We start from the raw sequence: 22,567 nt of genomic DNA, 5'->3' as shown, positions 1-22,567 counted from the left end.
AGTTATAGGAGGAAAGAATGGAACAAACAACGGTATTAAGTGCTCTTTTTAAACAAGCAATGTCACAAATTCCAAATGCAGAGAACCAGTTAACGTTGAAAGAAAACCAAGTTGTGTTAGGAAATGTTCTTAAGTTGTTTCCTAATCAAAAGGCACTAATACAAGTAGGACAGACCTCGCTAATCGCACAACTTGAAACTGCGATTGAAGCAAATGAAAATTATTGGTTTACAGTTAAAGGTTCAACCGATACTGGATTACAGCTTAAAATGATGAAGAAATTGCATGGTGAGACTAATAATGAAATGAATACGGCGAAACAATTATTAAGTATGTTCCAAATCCGTGCTACAAAACAAAATTTGGCATTCATAAATCAGGTCATGGACGAGAATGTACCGATTACGAAAAAGCAAATTCAAGCTAGTACAGATATATTAACTGTTCTTCCAAAGGATATGACGGATGATGCAATTGATGCGATCGTGACAGCAGTAAAAAAAGATTATCCTCTTACAGAAAACATTATTAAGTCAATATTGGCAAGTCAGTCATCAAAACCTTTAGTAGAACAAATTGAGTCACTGTTAAGTGAGTTACAACATGTCAAGAACAAGACGGCTATCCAAAATATATTAACAAATCAATTGAAAAATGTAACACAACAGCAATCAGAATTACTTGTCAAAACCATAATTGAATTATTAAACAACCCGATTGAAATGAAAACTATAACAACTTCAGAACAACAGTTAATAACGCAAATTAATACAAAACTTAGCAAACTTGATAATAATCAAGTACAACAAGTATTATTTGATACAATTCAGTTTAACCTTGGAGAAAAGCATAAAAATGTTACCCCTCATTTTTTTACCTTTGAAGAAATGGAAACGATAGGTAAAATAGCAACTAATGCATCGTTATTTACTAACAAAGATGAGGTCATACAATTATTTAAAGCAATTGAGGCAAATATAGGATTGAAAGATGAACTATTATTATGGAAAAAACTATCAACGGGTGAGAATATTGATGATTTACATTCATTAAAAAATAACTTGATTACTGTCAGTGGAGATACAGTCCCACCGCTTTTAAAAGAACAGATCGATCAATTAATTCTGAGACTTAACGGTCAACCTTTATTGCAAAATGAGAATGGGCCAATTCAACAATTTATTACACAAATCCCGTTGTTTATGCTTAATCATCAAACTGACCTAACGATTCAATGGACTGGTAAGAAACGAGCAGATGGTAAAATTGACCCAGATTATTGCCGAATTGTTTTTTATTTACAATTACCGAAACTTAACGATATTATGATTGATGTTCAAAATCAAAATCGTATTATGTCAATTACGATAAAAAATGACCATCCTACATTATCTACTTTAGTTAATCGCGCGAGTACAGATTTAAAAGAAGCCTTAAAAACTATGAACTATCACGTCTCATCTATTCAAGTAAAACCATTCGTAGAAACACCGATGATAGATGAACAGCGAGTATTAAAATCAGGTACTAAAGAATATCCATTTTCATATATGGGAGTAGACTTAAAAATATGAACAATTCGAAAGATATTATAAAACGAGCAATTGCATTAAGATATGATACAAGTAAAGAAACAGCTCCAAGAATCATTGCGAAAGGCAATGGTCTTGCAGCTGACAAAATAGTAGAAAAGGCAAAGCAAAATAATATTCATATACAAGAGGACCCAGCCTTAATTGAATTATTATCAAAATTAGACATACACCAGCAAATCCCTGATGAGCTATACGAAGCAGTCGCTGAAATATTTGCATTTATTTATAAATTGGATAAAGTTCTTGATTGATATTATCTTAAAATTATGTTTTTTAATAAAATAAAATATTTTTAGTTAGATGACTAGATGAATTTATACGGAATGGTAGACAATGTATCGAAGATTAATATAAAATGAAAGCGCAGTATATTTTTATTCTTGTAAATTTGTTAGGAGGATGGCAAATGAATATCCATGAGTACCAAGGGAAGGAACTCCTTAGAAAATATGGAGTATCAGTCCCAAACGGACGAGTGGCTTTCACTGTTGAAGAAGCAGTAGAAGCTGCAAAAGAACTCGGAACTAGTGTAGTAGTTGTGAAAGCGCAAATTCATGCAGGTGGACGCGGTAAAGCTGGTGGGGTAAAAGTTGCTAAAAACCTTGATGAAACTCGTACATATGCCGAAGAAATTCTCGGAAAAACGTTAGTAACACACCAAACAGGTCCTGAAGGTAAGGAAGTAAAACGCTTACTTATTGAAGAAGGCTGTGATATTAAAAAAGAATATTATGTAGGACTAGTGTTAGATCGCGCAACATCACGTGTTGTTCTAATGGCTTCTGAAGAAGGTGGAACAGAGATTGAAGAAGTTGCAGAGAAGACACCTGAAAAAATATTTAAAGAAGTGATCGATCCTGCTGTTGGTCTCCAAGGCTATCAAGCTAGAAGAATAGCTTTTAATATTAATATACCAAAAGAGTTAGTTGGGAAAGCTGTTAAATTTATGATGGGCTTATACCAAGTATTTGTTGAGAAAGACTGCTCCATAGCTGAAATTAACCCATTAGTTGTGACAGGCGATGGAAATGTAATGGCGCTTGATGCTAAATTAAATTTTGATTCAAATGCATTATATCGTCATAAAGATATTGTTGAATACCGTGACTTAGAGGAAGAGGACCCTAAGGAAATTGAAGCATCTAAATTTGACCTAAGCTATATTTCATTAGATGGAAATATCGGTTGTATGGTAAATGGTGCCGGGCTTGCAATGTCTACAATGGATATTATTAAATACTATGGCGGAGAACCTGCTAACTTCCTTGACGTTGGGGGCGGTGCAACTGCTGAAAAGGTAACTGAAGCATTTAAAATCATTTTATCTGATGAAAATGTTAAAGGGATTTTTGTCAATATCTTTGGCGGAATCATGAAATGTGATGTTATTGCAGAAGGTGTCGTAGAAGCTACAAAGCAAGTAGGCTTAGAAATTCCTTTAGTAGTTCGTTTAGAAGGTACAAATGTAGAGCTAGGTAAGCAGATATTGAATGAGTCTGGACTTAACATAACTTCTGCAGAATCTATGGCTGACGGCGCACAAAAAATCGTATCATTAGTAGGGTAAGAAAGGCAGGGGACAAAAATGAGTGTATTTATAAACAAAGATACGAAAGTTATCGTTCAAGGTATCACTGGTTCAACAGCACTTTTTCATACTAAGCAAATGTTAGAATATGGTACGAATATTGTCGGTGGAGTAACTCCGGGTAAAGGTGGTACTGAAGTAGAAGGTGTACCTGTATTTAATACAGTAGAAGAAGCAGTGAAAACGACAGGTGCAAATGCTTCTGTTATTTATGTTCCTGCTCCATTTGCAGCAGATGCAATTATGGAAGGTGTAGATGCTGAACTAGATATAGTTATTTGTATAACTGAACATATTCCTGTAATGGATATGGTAAAAGTGAAACGCTATATGGAAGGGAAAAATACTAGACTTGTAGGTCCTAACTGTCCTGGTGTTATTACACCTGAAGAATGTAAAATTGGTATTATGCCAGGCTACATTCACAAGAAAGGTCATGTTGGTGTCGTATCACGTTCTGGTACACTTACATATGAAGCAGTTCATCAATTGTCACAAGAAGGCATCGGTCAATCGACTGCAGTAGGTATCGGCGGGGACCCTGTTAATGGTACAAACTTTATTGATGTATTGAAAGCTTTCAATGATGATGAAGAAACATATGCAGTTATTATGATCGGTGAAATCGGTGGTACCGCTGAGGAAGAAGCAGCAGAGTGGGTAAAAGCGAATATGACTAAACCGGTTGTCGGTTTTATCGGTGGCCAAACCGCACCTCCAGGTAAACGCATGGGGCATGCTGGTGCGATTATTTCAGGAGGAAAAGGTACTGCTGAAGAAAAAATTAAAACAATGAATGCTTGTGGTATTAAAGTAGCAGAAACTCCATCAGTAATGGGTGAAACATTAATTAGCGTTCTTAAAGAGCAAGGGTTATTTGATAAATGTAAAACACACTAAAACCATATTGAGGGTGACTTAATACATAGAAATCTGACACCTAAAACACGAATCTAGTATAAAAGTAATGTATTTGTTTTATATTGTTTTGTGTCTGTTTTTGGGGTCAGATTTCTTTTGGTCACCCCTATTAAATTCCTTTAATTCTTCAATTACTAAGGAGGATAAGATGAATTTAGTAACAAAGAAACTTTTTTTATTATCGCATTGTAAAAGTTTAAACCAACGTTTGCTTCTTGAGATAATAAAGAAAGACCCGACATTACAATTTATTGATTCAGAGCATATATGGCCTAATATTGGCTTGAGTAATAAGCAGTTACATTTAATAAGAAACGAATATCTCACATTGTCCTTCAATTCATTATATAATTACTATAAGCAAGAAAAAATCTCGTTCCTGCCTATATTTGATGCTAACTATCCTCCATTGTTAAAAGAAATTCCAGACCCCCCGCCATTTTTATATTACAAAGGAAATATAAACATCCTTAACACGAAATTAATGATCAGTGTTGTTGGGACTAGATATCCTACAGCTTACGGACGGAGAGCTCTAGAATTTATCCTAAAGCCACTTGTGTATGAGAGGTGGGTGATAGTAAGTGGGATGGCTAAGGGAATCGATACATTGGCACACAAAGCTTCAATAAATGACGGTGGTAAAACAGTTGCTGTTATTGCAGGTGGTTTAAATAACGTATATCCTAAAGAAAATATTGAACTTGCGAGTGAGTTAGCAGCCAACCATTTAATTCTTTCAGAACATACCCCTTCAACCGAACCCCAAAAATGGCACTTTCCTATGAGAAACCGGATTATAAGTGGGCTGTCCCTCGGAACAATTATTATCCAAGCAAAGAAGAGGAGTGGTTCATTAATTACAGCGAATCAAGCATTAGAGCAAAATCGCGAGGTATTTGCAATACCTGGATCAATATTTGATGAATGTAGTGCAGGTACTAATGAACTGATTAAATCCGGTGCTAAGTTAGTTCAACATCCTTTGGACATCATTGAGGAATTTGTTTCATTATAATTTTTACTTATTAGTCTCTTTTTCGAATAATTCTAAAACAGAAAATACAAAATGAGACAACAGGTTTATAGTTGTTATTTAATGACTGAGTCTTGTACGTGATGAAACTAAGTTAACTAAGTTGTCAACAATATAAAAAGAACATAATAAGTTAATTAGTCAGAAATCATTCGAATTTGCTTTATTTATATAGTAAAAATTCATGAAATAGTCATAAATACCAGAAAATTATCGTATGAAATACAATAATCTATTATATTAATGTTTGACAAAACATATAAGAATATTTAATAATAGTGGAGATTTATAACAACAATTAGTTGGTTATTTTTACTAATTTGTAAAAGCTACCTTTTTTCTACTTATATGAATGTCATATTCTAATAATAGAATTTAATTGTAAATATTGTGATGCTGTTGTGAAACAATTTATCCCATAAAAAAATAACCATTCAATACAAAATTAATAATTTTAAAAGACACTTTTGGCTCTTAAAGAGATTGTGAATATAGCTGTAGAGGATATTAGCTATCATCACTTCGAGTCAGCAATAGGAAACGAATAATTAAAGAGAGAATACCTCTTAAGGAGGATATATGCATGGCGGATTATTTAGTCATCGTTGAATCACCTGCGAAAGCAAAAACGATTGAACGTTACTTAGGAAAAAAATATAAAGTAAAAGCTTCAATGGGACATGTACGTGACTTACCAAAGAGTCAAATAGGTGTGAATGTTGAGGAGAATTTCGAACCGAAATATATTACGATTCGTGGTAAAGGTTCTGTACTTAAAGAGCTAAAAACAGCAGCAAAAAAAGCAAAAAAAGTCTTTCTCGCAGCTGACCCGGATCGCGAAGGGGAAGCGATTGCTTGGCATTTAGCTCATAGTTTAGATTTAGATGTACATTCTGACTGTCGGGTCGTTTTTAATGAAATAACTAAAGATGCGATAAAAGAATCTTTTAAATCACCACGATCAATAAATATGGATTTGGTGGATGCACAACAAGCGCGCAGAATTCTTGATCGACTTGTCGGATATAAGATTAGTCCTATACTATGGAAGAAAGTCAAAAAAGGATTAAGTGCAGGTCGAGTTCAATCGGTTGCAGTACGATTAATTATCGATAGAGAAAAAGAAATAAATGATTTTGTACCCGAAGAATATTGGTCTATTGATAGTCAATTTTTAAAAGGGCAGAAAGAATTTGATGCTTCCTTTTATGGTATTGGCGGTGAAAAACGGGAATTAAAATCAGAGGCTGATGTGAAATCTATCTTAAATGAAATAAAAGGCAACACCTTTCATGTTGATAAAGTAACGAAAAAGGAACGTAAACGAAATCCAGCTGTTCCTTTTACAACATCAACTCTACAACAAGAAGCAGCAAGGAAACTTAATTTTCGGGCTAAAAAGACAATGATGATTGCTCAGCAGCTATATGAAGGTATCGAATTAGGAAAAGATGGTACTGTTGGTTTAATCACTTACATGAGAACGGATTCGACACGTATTTCAGAAACGGCTCAAGTCGAGGCAGCTAGTTATATTGAAGATAAATTTGGTAAAGAATTTCATGGTGCTCAAGCAAAATCTGCAAAGAAGAACACAAATGCGCAAGATGCACATGAAGCCATTCGACCAACATCAACATTACGTGAGCCAGCATCTTTAAAGACGTTTTTAAGCAGAGATCAATTAAGATTATATAAATTAATCTGGGAACGTTTCGTAGCTAGTCAAATGGCTTCAGCTATCTTAGATACTATGAGTGTTGATTTATCAAATAATGGTGTAATCTTTAGAGCGACAGGGTCGAAAGTGAAATTCCCAGGGTTTATGAAAGTGTATGTAGAAGGGAACGACGACCAAACAGAGGAAAAGGACCGGATGTTACCAGATTTAGAAGAAGGAGACGAGGTCTTTTCTAAGGATATTGAGCCAACTCAGCACTTTACCCAGCCTCCTCCACGGTATACAGAGGCAAGATTGGTTAAAACTCTTGAAGAATTAGGGATTGGTCGTCCATCAACATACGCTCCAACATTAGATACCATTCAAAAAAGGGGCTATGTATCCCTAGACAATAAACGGTTTATCCCGACTGAGTTAGGAGAAATTGTTGCAGAATTAATCATGGAATTCTTCCCGGAAATAATAAATGTAGAGTTTACTGCTAATATGGAACAAAATCTTGATAAAGTAGAAGAAGGCAATATCGAGTGGAAAAAAATTATTGATAACTTTTATAAAGATTTTTTACCTAGACTTGAAAAAGCAGAAAACGAGATGGAAAAGATTGAAATAAAGGATGAACCGGCAGGTATTGATTGTGAAGAATGCGGCCATCCAATGGTCTATAAAATGGGAAGATACGGGAAATTTATGGCTTGTTCAAACTTTCCAGATTGTCGAAATACAAAACCTATCGTGAAAGATATTGGTGTGGAATGTCCAAGCTGTAAAGACGGTTCAATCGTTGAACGAAAATCGAAGAAACGTAGAATTTTCTATGGCTGTAGTAATTATCCGGAATGTGAATTTCTATCGTGGGATAAACCTGTAGCGAGAAGTTGTCCAAAATGTAATCAAATGCTAGTAGAGAAGAAGTTGAAAAAAGGTGTTCAAGTTCAATGTGTTGAGTGTGATTATAAGGAAGAACAACAAAAGTAGGTGAGCCACTTTCAGCTCACCTCTTTCACATCATAGGAATTTAGATTGTAAAATGATCAGATTTTTAATGCACATGAAAAGTTGAACTGGTGCATTTTTAACAGCATGGAGGGTATAAAAATAAATGAATAATGAAGTTGTAGTAAATGTAATTGGTGCTGGTTTAGCGGGTAGTGAGGCTGCATGGCAATTAGCAAAAAGAGGTATTAAAGTAAATTTATACGAGATGAGACCCGTGAAGCAAACACCTGCTCATCACACAGATAAATTTGCAGAATTAGTGTGTAGTAATTCATTACGAGCTAACCAACTGACAAATGCGGTAGGTGTTCTTAAAGAAGAGATGAGATATCTTGATTCTGTCATCATTAAAGCAGCAGATGAATGTGCGGTTCCAGCAGGTGGAGCATTAGCTGTAGACCGCCACGAATTTGCTGCAAAGGTAACAGAAATGGTAAAAGGGCACCCAAATGTAAAAGTTTTTAATGAAGAGGTTGCAGAAATTCCATCAGGACCAACGATTATTTCAACTGGTCCATTAACTTCAAAAAAGTTATCTGAACAATTAGCTTCATTAACTGGTGAAGAGTATTTATATTTTTACGATGCAGCAGCTCCAATCATTGAAAAAGATAGTATTGACATGAATAAGGTATATCTAAAGTCCCGTTACGATAAAGGGGAAGCAGCTTACTTAAATTGTCCGATGACAGAAGAAGAATTTGATCGGTTTTATGAAGCATTAATTTCAGCAGAAACCGTCCCATTGAAAGAATTCGAGAAGGAAATCTTCTTCGAAGGCTGCATGCCCATTGAAGTAATGGCACAAAGAGGTAAAAAAACAATGTTATTCGGACCTCTTAAGCCAGTAGGTTTAGAAGATCCAAAAACGGGGAAAAGACCTTATGCAGTCGTACAACTACGGCAGGATGATGCAGCAGGTACACTTTATAACATTGTAGGTTTTCAAACTCATTTAAAGTGGGGGCCTCAAAAAGAGGTATTATCGTTAATACCAGGACTTGAGAATGCGGAAATTGTAAGGTATGGTGTCATGCATCGAAATACTTTTATAAATTCTCCAAAACTTTTAAAGCCGACGTATCAATATAAAGAGCGTGAAGATTTGTTTTTTGCTGGTCAAATGACTGGAGTAGAAGGATATGTAGAATCGGCGGCATCAGGATTAGTTGCTGGTATTAATGCAGCAAGACTTGTCCAGGGGAAAGAACTTGTTGAATTTACAAATGAAACAGCGATCGGAAGTATGGCACATTATATTACAAATACGAACGCAAAAACATTCCAACCAATGAATGCTAACTTCGGTATTTTTGCTGATTTACCTGTTCGGATAAAAGGGAAAAAAGAGAGAAATGAGATGCATGCAAATCGTGCGCTAGAAACAATTCAAAAAATTTCGAAAACTTTATAGAAATCATTTGCAAGGGCTACTAAAGGTATGATAACATTTAGTAGCCCTTGTGAGGTGTATATATTGGAAAATGTTAAGGTTTATTTACATTTGTTTGTTGAATATTTACAAATAGAGAAAAATTACTCACAATATACAGTTGTGAGCTATGTATCTGATATTGAAGATTTTTTTTTATTTATGAATGAGCAAGTAATTCATCAGCTTAAAGACATTACATATCATGATATTCGTCTATACTTAACAACGTTACATACTAAAAAATATTCTAGAAGGACAATATCTAAGAAAATATCCTCTCTTAGGAGTTTTTTTAAGTTTCTTGTGAGGGAAAATGCACTGAGCGATAATCCTTTTTTACTCGTATCCTTGCCGAAAAGAGAATTGATTATACCGAACTTCCTCTATGAAGAAGAAATAAATAAGCTATTTACGATCTCCGACTGTGAGAAACCGCTGGGGCAAAGAAACCAAGCGTTAATAGAAGTCTTATATGGTACAGGAATTCGTGTGAGTGAATGCTGTCAAATTCAATTAACAGATATTGATATGTCAATCGGTACTATACTCATCAATGGAAAAGGTGGAAAGCAGCGCTATGTCCCAATTGGTAGTTACGCACATGATGCAATTTCATTGTACATAAGACAAGGACGAGATAAACTATTGGGGAAGCTAAATCAAGCTAAACATCATTCTTACTTATTTGTTAATAATAGAGGAGAACCATTATCAGATCGAGGAATCCGTTACATCCTTAATGATATGATAAAAAGAACATCTTTAACATTGCAGATACATCCTCATATGTTTAGACATACATTTGCAACACATTTATTGAATGAAGGTGCAGATATGAGGAGTGTACAAGAATTACTTGGTCATGCTCATTTATCATCAACACAAGTATATACTCACGTTACGAAGGACCATTTAAAAAGAACGTACATGAGGCATCATCCCCGTGCATAATGAAGATCTTAGGAGGTATAAAAATTGACTCAATTTCATGCAACGACTATATTTGCTATTCATCATAAAGGAAAAGCTGCAATGGCTGGTGATGGTCAAGTGACTTTTGGAAATGCAGTTGTAATGAAACATACAGCTAAAAAGGTTCGTAAAATCTTCAACGGAAAAGTGATTGCCGGATTTGCCGGTTCAGTAGCAGATGCCTTCACACTATTTGAGTTATTTGAAAGCAGACTTGAAGAATATAATGGTAATCTGCAACGGGCTGCAGTAGAACTAGCAAAAGAATGGCGTAGTGACAAAGTATTAAGAAGGCTTGAAGCGATGTTAATAGTTATGAATGAAGAGCATTTATTACTAGTATCGGGTACTGGAGAAGTAATTGAACCAGATGATGGAATATTAGCAATTGGATCTGGCGGTAACTATGCTTTATCAGCAGGTAGAGCATTGAAAAGGTTTTCAGGTGAAAGTTTAACTGCGAAAGAAATTGCTAAAAATGCCTTAACGATCGCAGGCGAAATTTGTGTATATACCAATCAAAATATTATTGTTGAAGAACTTTAATAGAGGAGGCTATTGCATTGAGTAAAGAACTTACACCGAAACAAATTGTTGAGCGCTTAGATCAATTTATTGTTGGACAGAAGGCAGCTAAAAAAGCTGTTGCTGTCGCATTGCGAAATCGTTATCGAAGAAGTTTATTGAATGACAAATTACGTGATGAAGTTGTTCCAAAAAATATTCTCATGATTGGTCCAACGGGTGTTGGGAAAACAGAAATAGCAAGAAGGATTGCTAAGTTAACTCGAGCACCATTTATAAAAGTAGAAGCAACTAAATTTACTGAGGTTGGTTATGTAGGCCGAGACGTTGAATCTATGGTAAGAGACTTAGTTGAAACAGCCGTTCGTCTTGTCAAGGAAGAGAAAATATCTGATGTAAAAGCAGTAGCAGAAGAAAATGCAAACAAACGACTAGTAGAATTACTAGTTCCTGGTAAAAAGAAGCAAGCAACAGCGAAAAATCCATTAGAAATGCTATTTGGCGGTGCTACAAACCAGACGAGCGAGCAAGACGATGTGAACGATGATGAAACTAGTATTAAAGAAAAACGGAGACGCACAGCTCATCAGCTAGCTCTAGGTGAATTAGAGGATTATTATGTAACAATTGAGGTTGATGAACAACAGCCTTCAATGTTTGACATGCTTCAAGGTTCTGGTATGGAACAAATGGGAATGAATATGCAAGATGCACTCGGAAGTTTAATGCCAAAACGTAAGAAAAAACGCAAACTCACTGTCCGTGAGGCTAGGAAAGTTTTAACTAATGAAGAAGCTAGTAAGTTAATTGATATGGATGAAGTGACACAAGAAGCGATCATTCGTGCAGAACAGACTGGTATGATTTTTATAGATGAAATTGATAAAATTGCTGGAAAATCGAAAGGTGGATCTGCGGATGTCTCTCGAGAAGGTGTCCAACGTGATATTTTACCAATCGTTGAAGGTTCCACTGTTGTAACAAAATACGGCTCTGTAAAAACAGACCATGTCTTATTCATTGCCGCAGGGGCATTCCATATTGCGAAACCATCGGACTTAATACCTGAACTACAAGGTCGATTTCCAATTCGTGTCGAGTTAACAAAATTAAGTGTGGACGATTTTGTTAAAATCTTAGTTGAACCCGATAATGCTCTATTAAAGCAGTACGAGGCATTAATTGAGACAGAAGGTATACAATTAGAATTTTCTGACGATGCTATACGTAAGATTGCTGAAGTAGCACACGATGTCAATCAAAACACGGATAATATTGGTGCGAGAAGATTACATACAATTCTTGAACGTTTATTAGAAGATTTATCATTTGAAGCACCAGATATAAATTTAGAGAAAATTGTAATTACCCCACAATACGTAGAAGACAAATTAGGGGAAATATCAAAAAATAAAGACTTAAGTCAATTTATATTATAACAACTTAATACAAGAGGAACCATTCATGGCTCTATTACAAAAAACCCGTAAAATTAATGCGATGCTTCAAAGAGCTGCGGGTAAACCAGTTAACTTTAAAGAAATGTCAGAAACACTTAGCGAAGTAATTACAGCAAATATCTTTGTTGTTAGTCGCAGGGGTAAGTTATTAGGATTTGCAGTTAATCAACAAATTGAAAATGATCGTATGAAAAAGATGTTAGAAGATCGTCAATTTCCAGAAGAATATACAAACAATCTATTTAATATTACAGAAACATCTTCAAATATTGATGTGAATAGTGAGTATACAGCATTCCCGGTAGAAAATCGTGAATTATTTAAAGATGGATTGACAACAATTGTACCAATTATTGGTGGCGGAGAACGTCTAGGTACATTAATTCTAGCACGTGTTCAAGAAAAGTTTTTAGATGAGGACTTAATTCTTGCAGAATACGGTGCTACTGTTGTTGGGATGGAGATACTTCGTGAGAAATCAGAAGAAATTGAAGAAGAGGCACGAAGTAAGGCTGTTGTTCAAATGGCAATTAGTTCATTATCTTATAGTGAGTTAGAAGCGATTGAACATATATTTGAAGAATTAAATGGTAATGAAGGTTTGTTAGTTGCTAGTAAGATAGCTGACAGAGTTGGTATTACCCGTTCTGTCATCGTCAATGCACTTCGAAAACTAGAAAGTGCTGGTGTTATTGAATCACGTTCTCTAGGTATGAAAGGGACATATATTAAAGTGCTGAATGACAAATTTCTTATTGAGTTAGAAAAGCTTAAAACGAACTAATAATTATGGAACAACTTGTGAATATAAGGTGACTGTCTGAGTTAATACACTCGGGCAGTCTTTTTTTATTTACCGTTTAGTTAGTAAGATAGTATGAAAAATATACTCTAAATTGAAATATTTTGAGTCATAATCGAAAATTGGAAAAAAATTTTCATCTATATTTGTCGAAATATGTGTTATTTTGTATATAGAGTTTAAAACCCCGCAACATATGAAATCCTTCTTTGCCAATATACTAAGATTCTAGTGAATATATATAGGACTATTTTACTTATTTTATCTAAAAAGTGTAATTTCGACTTTTTTTTATAAGAGTTCATAGACTTTATTACTATAATTTCATACAATAAAACTTACGTACTACATGATTCGACACAATGATTTAAGCTATTTACGATAGAGGTGAAACCTATGAATCTATTTTCAAATTCAATTAGTACTTTAGAACGTGCGATCGGCCAATCTGTAACTAAGCAAAAAGTAATATCTAACAATATTGCAAATGTTGACACTCCAAATTATAAAGCGCAAGAAGTTCGCTTTCAAAATACATTAAATGGTGAAATTGATAGGCTACATGCGTTTAAGACAAATGAGAAACATATTGAGTTTAGCGGCACAACACGAGGATATCAAATTAAAACGAGCAATCAAACAGCATATCAACAAAATGGCAATAGTGTTGATATTGATAAAGAAATGACTGAAATGGCAAAGAATCAAATTCAATATAATGCCCTAATTGACCGTTTAAGTAGTAAATTCAACTCGTTAAAAACTGTTATAAAAGGTGGAAATTAAGAATGTCTATATTTCAATCTATTAATACATCTGCGTCAGCCCTAACGGCACAAAGGCTTAGAATGGACGTTATTTCATCAAACATGGCGAATATGGATACGACACGTGGTGAATTCGTTGATGGTGAATGGCAGCCTTATCGTAGGAAAATGGTTGTGACTCAACCACAGGGGAATCAATTCTCATCTTACTTAAATAAGGCTATGGGCACGGGTGATAAATCAAATGGTGTAAAAGTCACGAATGTTGTAGAGGATGAAACGCCTTTTGAACTAATTTATGATCCGGAACATCCGGATGCTAATGAAGAAGGTTACGTGGCAATGCCGAACGTCGATCCCTTAAAGGAAATGGTGGATTTAATTAGTAGTACAAGGTCATATGAGGCAAACGTAACTGCAATGAATGCAACAAAAGGTATGCTAATGAAAGCATTAGAAATTGGGAAATAGGTGAAATGACATGATAAATGGTTTAAATGGTATAAGCCCTTTTCAAATAAACACTAATAGTATACAAACTGAACAGAAAGCGAAGCTTAGTTCTCAGTTAACAAATAAAACAAGTTTCTCTGATTCATTGAAACTAGCAATTGACCAAGTAAATAAATCACAAGTTGAATCTGATAAAATGACGGAAGCTCTTGCTTCAGGAAAAAATGTTGAACTTCATGATGTAATGATAACTGCACAAAAAGCAAGTGTAACAATGACACTTGCTGTAGAGGTGCGTAATAAAGCAATTGAAGCATACCAAGAAATGATGAGGATGCAAGTGTAGCACCAACCTTTAATCTTAACGGTTTATAGGTTAAGGTTACTACATTCAATGACATCTAGACCGGGGGACTTTATGGAATGAATGAGAAATTACAGAAATCGTGGCAAAAGTTTACGGAAATGTGGCAACGTAATTCTACATTGAAAAAATCGTTAATTCTATCTGGTCTCCTATTATTTTTCGTTGTTGCTGGGGTTTTTACTTACTTTATTTCAAAGCCTAATTTGGTTCCGTTATATTCTAATTTAACTCCAGCTGAAACAGGGCAAATAAAGGAAACATTAGATAGTAAAGGAATACAATCTGAAATAACAAACAACGGTACAACTATTACAGTTCCTAAAGAGCAGGTTGACACCTTAATGGTTGAGTTAGCAGCTGAAGGTGTTCCTGATTCAGGTACAATTGATTATTCCTTCTTTGGACAAAATTCTGGTTTTGGAATGTCTGATAAAGAATTTGATGTTATCAAGTTAAAGGCGACGCAAACAGAATTAGCGAATTTAATGAAGGGAATTGATGGGGTTAATGATGCGAAAGTAATGATTAACCTGCCAGCGGAGTCTGTATTTGTTGGAGAACAGGTAGAAGGTTCATCAGCATCTGTTGTATTAGATTTAAAACCTGGTGCACAACTTGACCAAGATAAAGTCAATGCACTTTTTCACTTAGTATCAAAAAGTGTGCCAAGTCTTTCTACTGATAATATCGTCATTATGGATCAAAACTTTAATTATTACGACCTTAATAATGGAAATAATTCGAGTGTTGGAGGCAACTATGCTTCCCAACAGGAGATTAAAGCACAAATTGAACAAGATATACAAAGAGATGTTCAAAAGCTATTAGGAACTATGATGGGTCAAGATAAAGTTGTAGTGGCTGTAACAACGGATATTGATTTCACTCAAGAAACCAGAGAAGAAAGTCTTGTTTCACCAGTTACTGAAGATAGTGATGAAGGAATAGCGGTTAGTGTAGAAAGAATTACCGAAGCTTATACCGGAAATGGAGCACAAGCAGCTGGTGGAGTAAATGGTACAGGACAAGAAGACGTACCTGGTTATGAAGCAACGACAGAAACTTCTGGTGATGGAGATTATGAACGAATTGAAGAACGTATTAATAATGAGGTAAATCGAATTAACAAACAAATCGTTGAAAGTCCTTATAAAATCCGTGATCTTGGCATTCAAGTAATGGTAGAACCGCCGAATCCTGAGGATCCAGGTTCATTTACAGCACAACGGGAAGAGGATATTCAGCAAATATTATCTACAGTTATTCGTACATCGATAAACAAAGACCAAAACGAGGCACCTTTAACAGAGGAAGAGGTTGCTGAGAAAGTAGTAGTGTCTGTCCAACAATTTGCTGGAAAATTACAAGAGACTGAAGCAGAGACTACACAGACTATCCCATTATGGGTTTATATTGTTGCCGGAGTGTTAGTTTTAGCAATTATCGCTTTAATAATTCTTTTAATAAGAAAGAAAAAACAAGCAGATGATGAGTTAGTTGAAGAACTTGAGGAATCAATTCAAACACCTATTAATCTTCAAGATATAAATGATGAGGTAGAAACAGAGGGAACAGTTCGTAAAAAACAACTTGAAAAGATGGCAAAAGAAAAACCTGAAGATTTTGCAAAATTACTACGTAGTTGGATTTCAGAGGAATAGGAGGTTAAGATTACATGGCTAGAAAAGAAAATCAAACATTAACAGGTAAGCAGAAGGCTGCCATTCTCTTAATCTCTTTAGGCCCAGAAGTTTCTGCCTCGATTTATAAACATTTGTCAGAAGAAGAAATTGAGAAACTTACATTAGAGATTTCTGGAGTTAGGAAAGTGGAATCAAATAAAAAGGAAGAAATTATTGAAGAATTTCACGAAATCGCAATGGCTCAAGATTATATCTCACAAGGTGGTATCGGCTACGCAAAACAGGTGTTAGAAAAAGCATTAGGTGAAGAAAAAGCATCGAGCATCATTCATAGACTTACTTCATCTTTACAGGTGAAACCTTTTGACTTTGCTAGAAAAGCTGATCCATCACAAATTTTGAACTTTATTCAAAATGAACATCCGCAAACTATTGCATTAGTTCTCTCCTATTTAGAACCAAGTCAATCAGGACAGATACTATCTGAATTACCGCAAGAGCTCCAAGCGGATGTTGCAAGAAGAATTGCGATGATGGACCGTACATCACCTGAAATCATTAACGAGATTGAACAAGTACTCGAACGGAAGCTATCATCGACTGTTACTCAAGATTACACACAAACAGGTGGTATTGAAGCAGTTGTCGAGGTTTTAAATGGTGTTGACCGATCAACTGAAAGAACGATTCTTGATTCACTAGAAATTCAAGATCCAGTACTCGCGGAAGAAATTAAGAAGCGAATGTTTGTCTTTGAAGACATTGTTACGCTTGATAATCGAGCAATTCAAAGAGTAATACGCGATGTCGAAAATGATGATTTAATGCTATCACTTAAAGTAGCAAGTGAAGAAGTTCGCGATGTCGTGTTTAAAAACATGTCCAATCGTATGGTGGATACATTTAAAGAAGAAATGGAATTTATGGGACCAGTACGTTTACGAGATGTTGAAGAAGCACAATCAAGAATTGTCGGTGTGATAAGAAGACTTGAAGAAGCTGGTGAAATCGTCATTGCTCGTGGTGGAGGAGATGATATTATTGTCTAGGCTAATAAAGTCTCAATTTGCTTTTAAAGATGAAGAGAAAAAGCAAACAATTTCCGTACTTCCTACTGAAAAGCTATTCTTACAAAAATTTAATGATGCTGAACAAATAGACCCGGAAATTGCAAAACAGAATAATTATCTAATTGAAACCGCAAAGAAAGAGGCTGAACAAATCATTGCATCTGCTCAAACTGAGTATCAAACCATTCTAAACAATCTCGAGGAAGAACGTTCAAATTGGCATTTGGAAAGAGAACAAATGCTAGAACAAGCTCGGCAAGAAGGATATGCGGAAGGCCTTGAGCTAGGTCGAAGGGATGCGATCACACAATTTGAGGATTTAATTTCTGAATCTCAAAGAATTGTAGAATTATCAAAACGTGAGTTTGATGAAAAAATTCAAGCTGCAGAAAGTGTCATTTTATCTTTAGCAATAAATATTGCAGAGAAGGTAATCGCGCAAAAAATTGATGATTCAGCAGATAACTTCCTTTCATTAGTAAAACAAGGTCTTCAAGAAGTAAAGGACTATAAGAATATAAAAATCTTTGTTCATCCAGCCCTATATGAATTCGTGTTAAGTCAAAAGAATGAGCTAGAGCAGCTTCTAACTAATGATACTGATTTGAGCTTTTATGCAAATGTAGAGTTAGAAGAGGATGCATGTTACATTGAGTCTTCGTTTGGTCGAATTGATGTAAGTGTAGATACACAATTACAGCAACTTAAACAACAGCTATTGCAAATCCTTGATGAGGGGTGAGAACCAATTGAGAGCCTATGACTTGCTTGGAACAATTAACAACTTAGATTCCTATAAACGTTACGGAAAAGTGAACAAAGTAGTCGGTTTGATGATTGAGTCAAGAGGACCTAATAGCTCAATTGGTGATTTATGCTACATCTATACAGGTGTGAATAAACAGGAAAAGATACCGGCAGAAGTAGTCGGTTTTAAAGATGAAAATGTACTTCTAATGCCATATTACCAAGTTACTGATATTGCTCCAGGGAGTATTGTGGAAGCGACTGATGCTCCGTTAAAAGTCAAGGTTGGAGCAGGATTGGTTGGTAAAGTTGTCGATGCGTTTGGACAGACATTAGATGATTCTGCATTGCCAAGAGGGTTAACGTACGTCCCTACTGACCAATCACCGCCAAATCCAATGAAGAGACCACCTATTCATGAAAAAATAGAAGTGGGTGTTCGAGTGATCGATAGTCTCTTGACGGTAGGCAAGGGACAGCGTGTCGGTATATTCGCTGGTAGTGGTGTTGGTAAGAGTACTCTTATGGGAATGATTGCAAGGAATACTAATGCAGATATAAATGTTATTGCATTAATTGGTGAACGTGGTCGAGAAGTAAGGGAATTTATCGACCGTGATTTAGGCCCTGAAGGATTAAAAAGGTCGATAGTAATCGTTGCAACGTCTGACCAGCCTGCATTAATGAGATTAAAAGCATCATACACTGCGACTGCAATAGCAGAATACTTTCGTGACAAAGGATTAAGCGTCATGTTCATGATGGATTCAGTAACACGTGTAGCAATGGCGCAACGTGAAATAGGATTAGCTGTCGGTGAACCACCAACTACAAAAGGTTATACTCCTTCAGTATTCGCAATCTTACCAAAGTTGCTGGAAAGGACAGGAACGAATGAACTAGGTTCAATAACTGCCTTTTATACTGTACTAGTAGATGGTGATGATATGAACGAGCCAATTTCCGATACCGTGCGTGGAATACTTGATGGTCATATCGTATTAGACAGGGACCTTGCAAACAAAGGGCAATTTCCTGCAATTAATGTTTTAAAAAGCATAAGTCGTGTCATGAACAACATTGTTGATAGTGAACATAAAGTCTCTGCAACAAAATTGCGAGATTTATTATCAACCTATTTAAATTCAGAGGACTTAATTAATATTGGTGCTTATAAACGTGGTTCATCACGAGAAATTGATGAGGCAATAAAATACTATCCGAAAATTGTCTCGTTTTTAAAACAAAATGTCGAAGATAAGGTGACAATCGAGCAAAGTATTCATGCGCTTGTACAATTAGTAGAAAAAGGTGAGTTTTAATGTCATATCAATTTCGCTTTCAAAAAATCATGGACATAAAAGAAAACGAAAAGGAAAAATCTTTAGCAGAATACAATCAGTCTGTAAACGACTTTGAAAATGTTGCACATAAGCTCTTTGATTCACTGAAACAAAAGGAAGAATTAGAGGAAAATACAATATCGAAGTTAAATGGTGGTATGTCTGTACAAGAAATTAGACATTATCAACAATTTGTCACAAACCTTGAGAAAACAATATCACATTACCAAAAGCTTGTTCAAGTAACACGAACCCGTATGAATGAAAAACAAGTAAAACTTATGCAGCACAACATAGAAGTGAAAAAGTATGAGAAATTAAAAGAAAAACAAAAACAGAAATATACGTTTTCAATAAATCATTCAGAAAATAAGCATATGGATGATCTTTCAATTCAATCTTACATGTTTAGAGGAAATTAGGTGAAAAGAACAAATGGAGAACGAAAAGCAAGAATTCGGCAAATTCCAGTGGTTTTTCTTCGTAATATTTATACCTATAATCTTCACATTTACATTGGTCGTCATTATCCTGTCAGTTGCCGGTTTTGATGTACTTGGAAAGACAAAGGCTGTTCTTGCAGAAGTACCTATAGTTGAAAAACTGATTGTAGATGAAAAAGAGAAAAAACAGGCTGATGAGGCAGAGTTAGAGGCGAAAAAAGAAGTCAGACATAATGAAGAAAAGAAAAAACTCGAAGAAACGATCAATGAACAAACAAGTATTATAAGTGGGCTTGAATCAGATGTAGCAAATAAAGATAGTGAAATTCAAAATTTACAACAAGAAATTAAATCTTTAGAAGCACAGTTAGAGGAAATAACGAATTCTGAATCTGAAACAAATGCAAAAGATATATCAAAATTATACAACAATATGTCTAGTAAAAAAGCGGCTGAAATCATTCCGAATTTAAATGAGAATGATGCAATGTTAATCTTAACTTCTTTAAACGATAAACAAGTTGGTGACATATTGTCTAAAATGGCTGTTGAAGATGCAGTTAAGTTTACAAATTTATTAGCATCTACATCTGAATAGGAAAGGAGGTGAATAAGTGAATATAGCAGCACTTTCTCAATTAATGAACCAGCCTAGTGATGGTCAATTAAATAAGAAAGCTCAAGCCAATCATAACTCGTTTAATCAACTCTTATTAAAAACTTCTAATCTATTAACGAACTCAACTAAAGAAACGACGCAAGTGGACCTCAATCCAAAACAAGTTGAGCAAACTAATATAGATTTAGATAGTGTAATGAATAAATTAAAAAAGCTTATATCTAACGATACCCAAAATGGAGTAGATTTAAACATAAATTTTTCAACTATTCATCAAAATATAAAAAATATGAATAGTGACAAAGATAGTGAGATTCGACAATTACTTTTAACCAATATAAACGATCAGTCGTCAAAGATACACAATGTTGATGAATTAATGGAGAACATTGAAGACAATCCTAGTCTAATTAATGTGCTTACAATGATGATTGCACTAGAGGACAATTCGGAAAGTATGAAAGGGCCTTTGTTACATGACATTAATCATATGTTAAACAAGGAGTTCTCAAGTTACCAGGTAATTGATTCATCGAGTGTAGATGATATCATATCAGGATTAGAACAATTAAATCAATCTGACCGAACTAAATTAGAGGGTCAAATTATACTAAATAATTGGTTTTACGAAGATGTGAATAACAGGTTCGACAAACTAGATGTAATGTTATCTACATCCTCACTTATATCCGAATCAAAACAAGTAGTTAATAAAAGTGATATCATATCCAAGCTTGATACGGTTGATCCTATGTTACCTAAGGATGTGAAGATGATAATCAACAAACTTGATTTGTCAGCCTTAAGTGAACTATTTAACCAACTGACAAGTCAATATATTGATGACAATGAAACATCTCACTTAAATAAATTCGAGCAACATAATCAAGATATGTCTGTCGTTAATAAATTGAATTTCACTAAAATAAATGAGGGTATAGCAAGTTTATTAGCGTTCTTTCGGGATGTAAGTGGAACTATTGAAGGTGAGAATCTAACACTTGTTAATGAATTGTCTTCCTTTATGACTGAGGAGATTAAGAAACGAGACTATCAACAAACAAGTTCATTTGGGAAGATAGAGGAAAATTTCTTACAAATAACTTCATTATTAACTAATCTAAAAGATTCATTGCTGAATACATCACATAGTAGAATCGACCAAATGACGTTGACATTTTCAAATAATACGCTGTCAACAGTTATGAATAATGATATAAGTTCTGTGAATTACAAACAGGTAAACCAAGAAAATGGTTATGAGAAATTGATATCTGTACTAACAGAACTAAAACAATTAGTTAATAAGATTAAACCAACTGATTATCTTGCTAAAGGGGTTTTGGCTAGTTCTATTGCTAATGCTGAACCCAATTTATTGTTGAAGATTTCAGATTTAAAGAAAATAATCAACGATTTTTCCAACAATTATCATGGCACATCTGAAGAAGAATTGGTCAATTCCGATAGTAGTCAAGGACTGATTTCAAAAGAGGCGGGACAGCAAGGTTTTACTAGCATTAGTCAAAGTAATCAATCGATTCCTTTAACTAATGCTTCAGGAGAGATTATTTCATCAAATCTAAAAGAACAACAGTTTACAATAGAGTTAAGCCAATTTAATCAAACAGATAGTTCTAAAACAGGAGAAGCTAAATTTGAACAACCACAGAGACAAGAATTTAGTCATCAGCTCGTACAAGCTTTTAGGACAAGTAGATTTGCACAGATGCCAAATGGAGCAAATCGCTTAGTGATTAGATTAAATCCTGATCACCTTGGCTCATTAACAGTAAAGCTAGTGCAAAGAAATGGTGAAATGGTTGCGAAAATTATCACATCTACAAATTCGGCAAAAGAACTGTTAGATCATAGTGTACATCAGTTAAAGCAAGTACTACCTAACGTACAAATAGAAATTGAGAGATTTGAGGTACCTACCCAACAGCAACAAAATGCTAGTAAAGAGCAATCTGAACAAAAGGAACAAAAACAACAACACTTAGATAAGTCCCAAACTGACGATGATGTTGAGGAAAACACAAGCTTTATCGATTCGTTAAATGAGGTACTTAATACATCCGTTTAAGGAGGGACGATA

21 protein-coding genes are annotated in these 22,567 nt (G+C 34.8%); all 21 read left to right on the top strand.

The window, feature by feature from the left end:
• The first annotated feature begins 17 nt into the window (after nt 1-17).
• The 21 genes from J2S19_RS08435 (at nt 18) to J2S19_RS08335 (ending at nt 22,555) form a co-directional block, all read left to right on the top strand.
• Nucleotides 18-1,574, top strand: a complete 1,557-nt coding sequence (locus tag J2S19_RS08435; protein ID WP_307340021.1) for a hypothetical protein — start codon at nt 18-20, stop codon at nt 1,572-1,574.
• Nucleotides 1,571-1,846: an EscU/YscU/HrcU family type III secretion system export apparatus switch protein gene (locus J2S19_RS08430; RefSeq protein ID WP_307340018.1), complete on the top strand. Its 276-nt coding sequence runs from the start codon at nt 1,571-1,573 to the stop codon at nt 1,844-1,846. Before J2S19_RS08435 ends, J2S19_RS08430 begins: the two co-directional genes overlap by 4 nt.
• A gap of 155 nt (nt 1,847-2,001) precedes the next feature.
• Nucleotides 2,002-3,162, top strand: a complete 1,161-nt coding sequence (gene sucC, locus J2S19_RS08425; RefSeq protein WP_307340015.1) for an ADP-forming succinate--CoA ligase subunit beta — start codon at nt 2,002-2,004, stop codon at nt 3,160-3,162.
• An 18-nt stretch (nt 3,163-3,180) separates the two neighbouring features.
• Nucleotides 3,181-4,083, top strand: a complete 903-nt coding sequence (gene sucD, locus J2S19_RS08420; protein WP_307340012.1) for a succinate--CoA ligase subunit alpha — start codon at nt 3,181-3,183, stop codon at nt 4,081-4,083.
• A 169-nt stretch (nt 4,084-4,252) separates the two neighbouring features.
• Nucleotides 4,253-5,122, top strand: a complete 870-nt coding sequence (gene dprA / locus J2S19_RS08415) for a DNA-processing protein DprA (RefSeq protein ID WP_307340009.1) — start codon at nt 4,253-4,255, stop codon at nt 5,120-5,122.
• A gap of 601 nt (nt 5,123-5,723) precedes the next feature.
• Entirely contained in the window at nt 5,724-7,799 is a 2,076-nt protein-coding gene (gene topA, locus J2S19_RS08410) for a type I DNA topoisomerase (RefSeq protein WP_307340006.1), read from the top strand.
• 124 nt (nt 7,800-7,923) lie between these two features.
• Nucleotides 7,924-9,234, top strand: a complete 1,311-nt coding sequence (trmFO, locus tag J2S19_RS08405) for an FADH(2)-oxidizing methylenetetrahydrofolate--tRNA-(uracil(54)-C(5))-methyltransferase TrmFO (protein WP_307340003.1) — start codon at nt 7,924-7,926, stop codon at nt 9,232-9,234.
• Between the two features lie 60 nt (nt 9,235-9,294).
• Nucleotides 9,295-10,206: a tyrosine recombinase XerC gene (gene xerC / locus J2S19_RS08400; RefSeq protein ID WP_307340153.1), complete on the top strand. Its 912-nt coding sequence runs from the start codon at nt 9,295-9,297 to the stop codon at nt 10,204-10,206.
• A gap of 24 nt (nt 10,207-10,230) precedes the next feature.
• On the top strand, nt 10,231-10,773 hold the full coding sequence (gene hslV / locus J2S19_RS08395; RefSeq protein WP_307340000.1) for an ATP-dependent protease subunit HslV: 543 nt from the start codon (nt 10,231-10,233) through the stop codon (nt 10,771-10,773).
• Nucleotides 10,774-10,790: 17 nt separating this feature from the next.
• Nucleotides 10,791-12,191: an ATP-dependent protease ATPase subunit HslU gene (hslU, locus tag J2S19_RS08390; RefSeq protein ID WP_307339998.1), complete on the top strand. Its 1,401-nt coding sequence runs from the start codon at nt 10,791-10,793 to the stop codon at nt 12,189-12,191.
• A 25-nt stretch (nt 12,192-12,216) separates the two neighbouring features.
• Entirely contained in the window at nt 12,217-12,996 is a 780-nt protein-coding gene (codY, locus tag J2S19_RS08385; RefSeq protein WP_307339995.1) for a GTP-sensing pleiotropic transcriptional regulator CodY, read from the top strand.
• A 414-nt stretch (nt 12,997-13,410) separates the two neighbouring features.
• Nucleotides 13,411-13,800, top strand: a complete 390-nt coding sequence (flgB, locus tag J2S19_RS08380; protein ID WP_307339992.1) for a flagellar basal body rod protein FlgB — start codon at nt 13,411-13,413, stop codon at nt 13,798-13,800.
• 2 nt (nt 13,801-13,802) lie between these two features.
• A complete protein-coding gene (gene flgC, locus J2S19_RS08375; protein ID WP_307339988.1) occupies nt 13,803-14,252 on the top strand; it encodes a flagellar basal body rod protein FlgC in 450 nt (149 codons plus the stop codon).
• A 10-nt stretch (nt 14,253-14,262) separates the two neighbouring features.
• A complete protein-coding gene (gene fliE / locus J2S19_RS08370; protein WP_307339985.1) occupies nt 14,263-14,580 on the top strand; it encodes a flagellar hook-basal body complex protein FliE in 318 nt (105 codons plus the stop codon).
• A gap of 77 nt (nt 14,581-14,657) precedes the next feature.
• Nucleotides 14,658-16,262: a flagellar basal-body MS-ring/collar protein FliF gene (gene fliF, locus J2S19_RS08365; protein ID WP_307339982.1), complete on the top strand. Its 1,605-nt coding sequence runs from the start codon at nt 14,658-14,660 to the stop codon at nt 16,260-16,262.
• Between the two features lie 14 nt (nt 16,263-16,276).
• The gene (fliG, locus tag J2S19_RS08360) at nt 16,277-17,293 is read left to right on the top strand and encodes a flagellar motor switch protein FliG (protein WP_307339980.1); all 1,017 of its coding nucleotides are present in this window, start codon (nt 16,277-16,279) and stop codon (nt 17,291-17,293) included.
• A complete protein-coding gene (fliH, locus tag J2S19_RS08355; RefSeq protein ID WP_307339977.1) occupies nt 17,286-18,056 on the top strand; it encodes a flagellar assembly protein FliH in 771 nt (256 codons plus the stop codon). Before fliG ends, fliH begins: the two co-directional genes overlap by 8 nt.
• A 7-nt stretch (nt 18,057-18,063) precedes the next feature.
• Nucleotides 18,064-19,383 carry a flagellar protein export ATPase FliI gene (fliI, locus tag J2S19_RS08350; RefSeq protein ID WP_307339974.1) on the top strand — a complete coding sequence of 440 codons (1,320 nt, stop codon included), beginning with the start codon at nt 18,064-18,066 and terminating at the stop codon, nt 19,381-19,383.
• Nucleotides 19,383-19,826, top strand: coding sequence for a flagellar export protein FliJ (gene fliJ, locus J2S19_RS08345; RefSeq protein ID WP_307339971.1), 444 nt, complete (start codon nt 19,383-19,385; stop codon nt 19,824-19,826). The genes fliI and fliJ overlap by 1 nt, the downstream gene beginning before the upstream one ends.
• A gap of 13 nt (nt 19,827-19,839) precedes the next feature.
• Nucleotides 19,840-20,445 (top strand): MotE family protein, encoded by a 606-nt coding sequence (locus J2S19_RS08340; protein WP_307339968.1) that lies wholly within the window; start codon nt 19,840-19,842, stop codon nt 20,443-20,445.
• 16 nt (nt 20,446-20,461) lie between these two features.
• A complete protein-coding gene (locus tag J2S19_RS08335; RefSeq protein WP_307339966.1) occupies nt 20,462-22,555 on the top strand; it encodes a flagellar hook-length control protein FliK in 2,094 nt (697 codons plus the stop codon).
• Nucleotides 22,556-22,567 lie beyond the last annotated feature (12 nt).

This window comes from Metabacillus malikii (assembly GCF_030813355.1).
Taxonomy (GTDB): domain Bacteria; phylum Bacillota; class Bacilli; order Bacillales; family Bacillaceae; genus Metabacillus; species Metabacillus malikii.
This window is presented reverse-complemented; position numbering and strand designations above follow the sequence as displayed.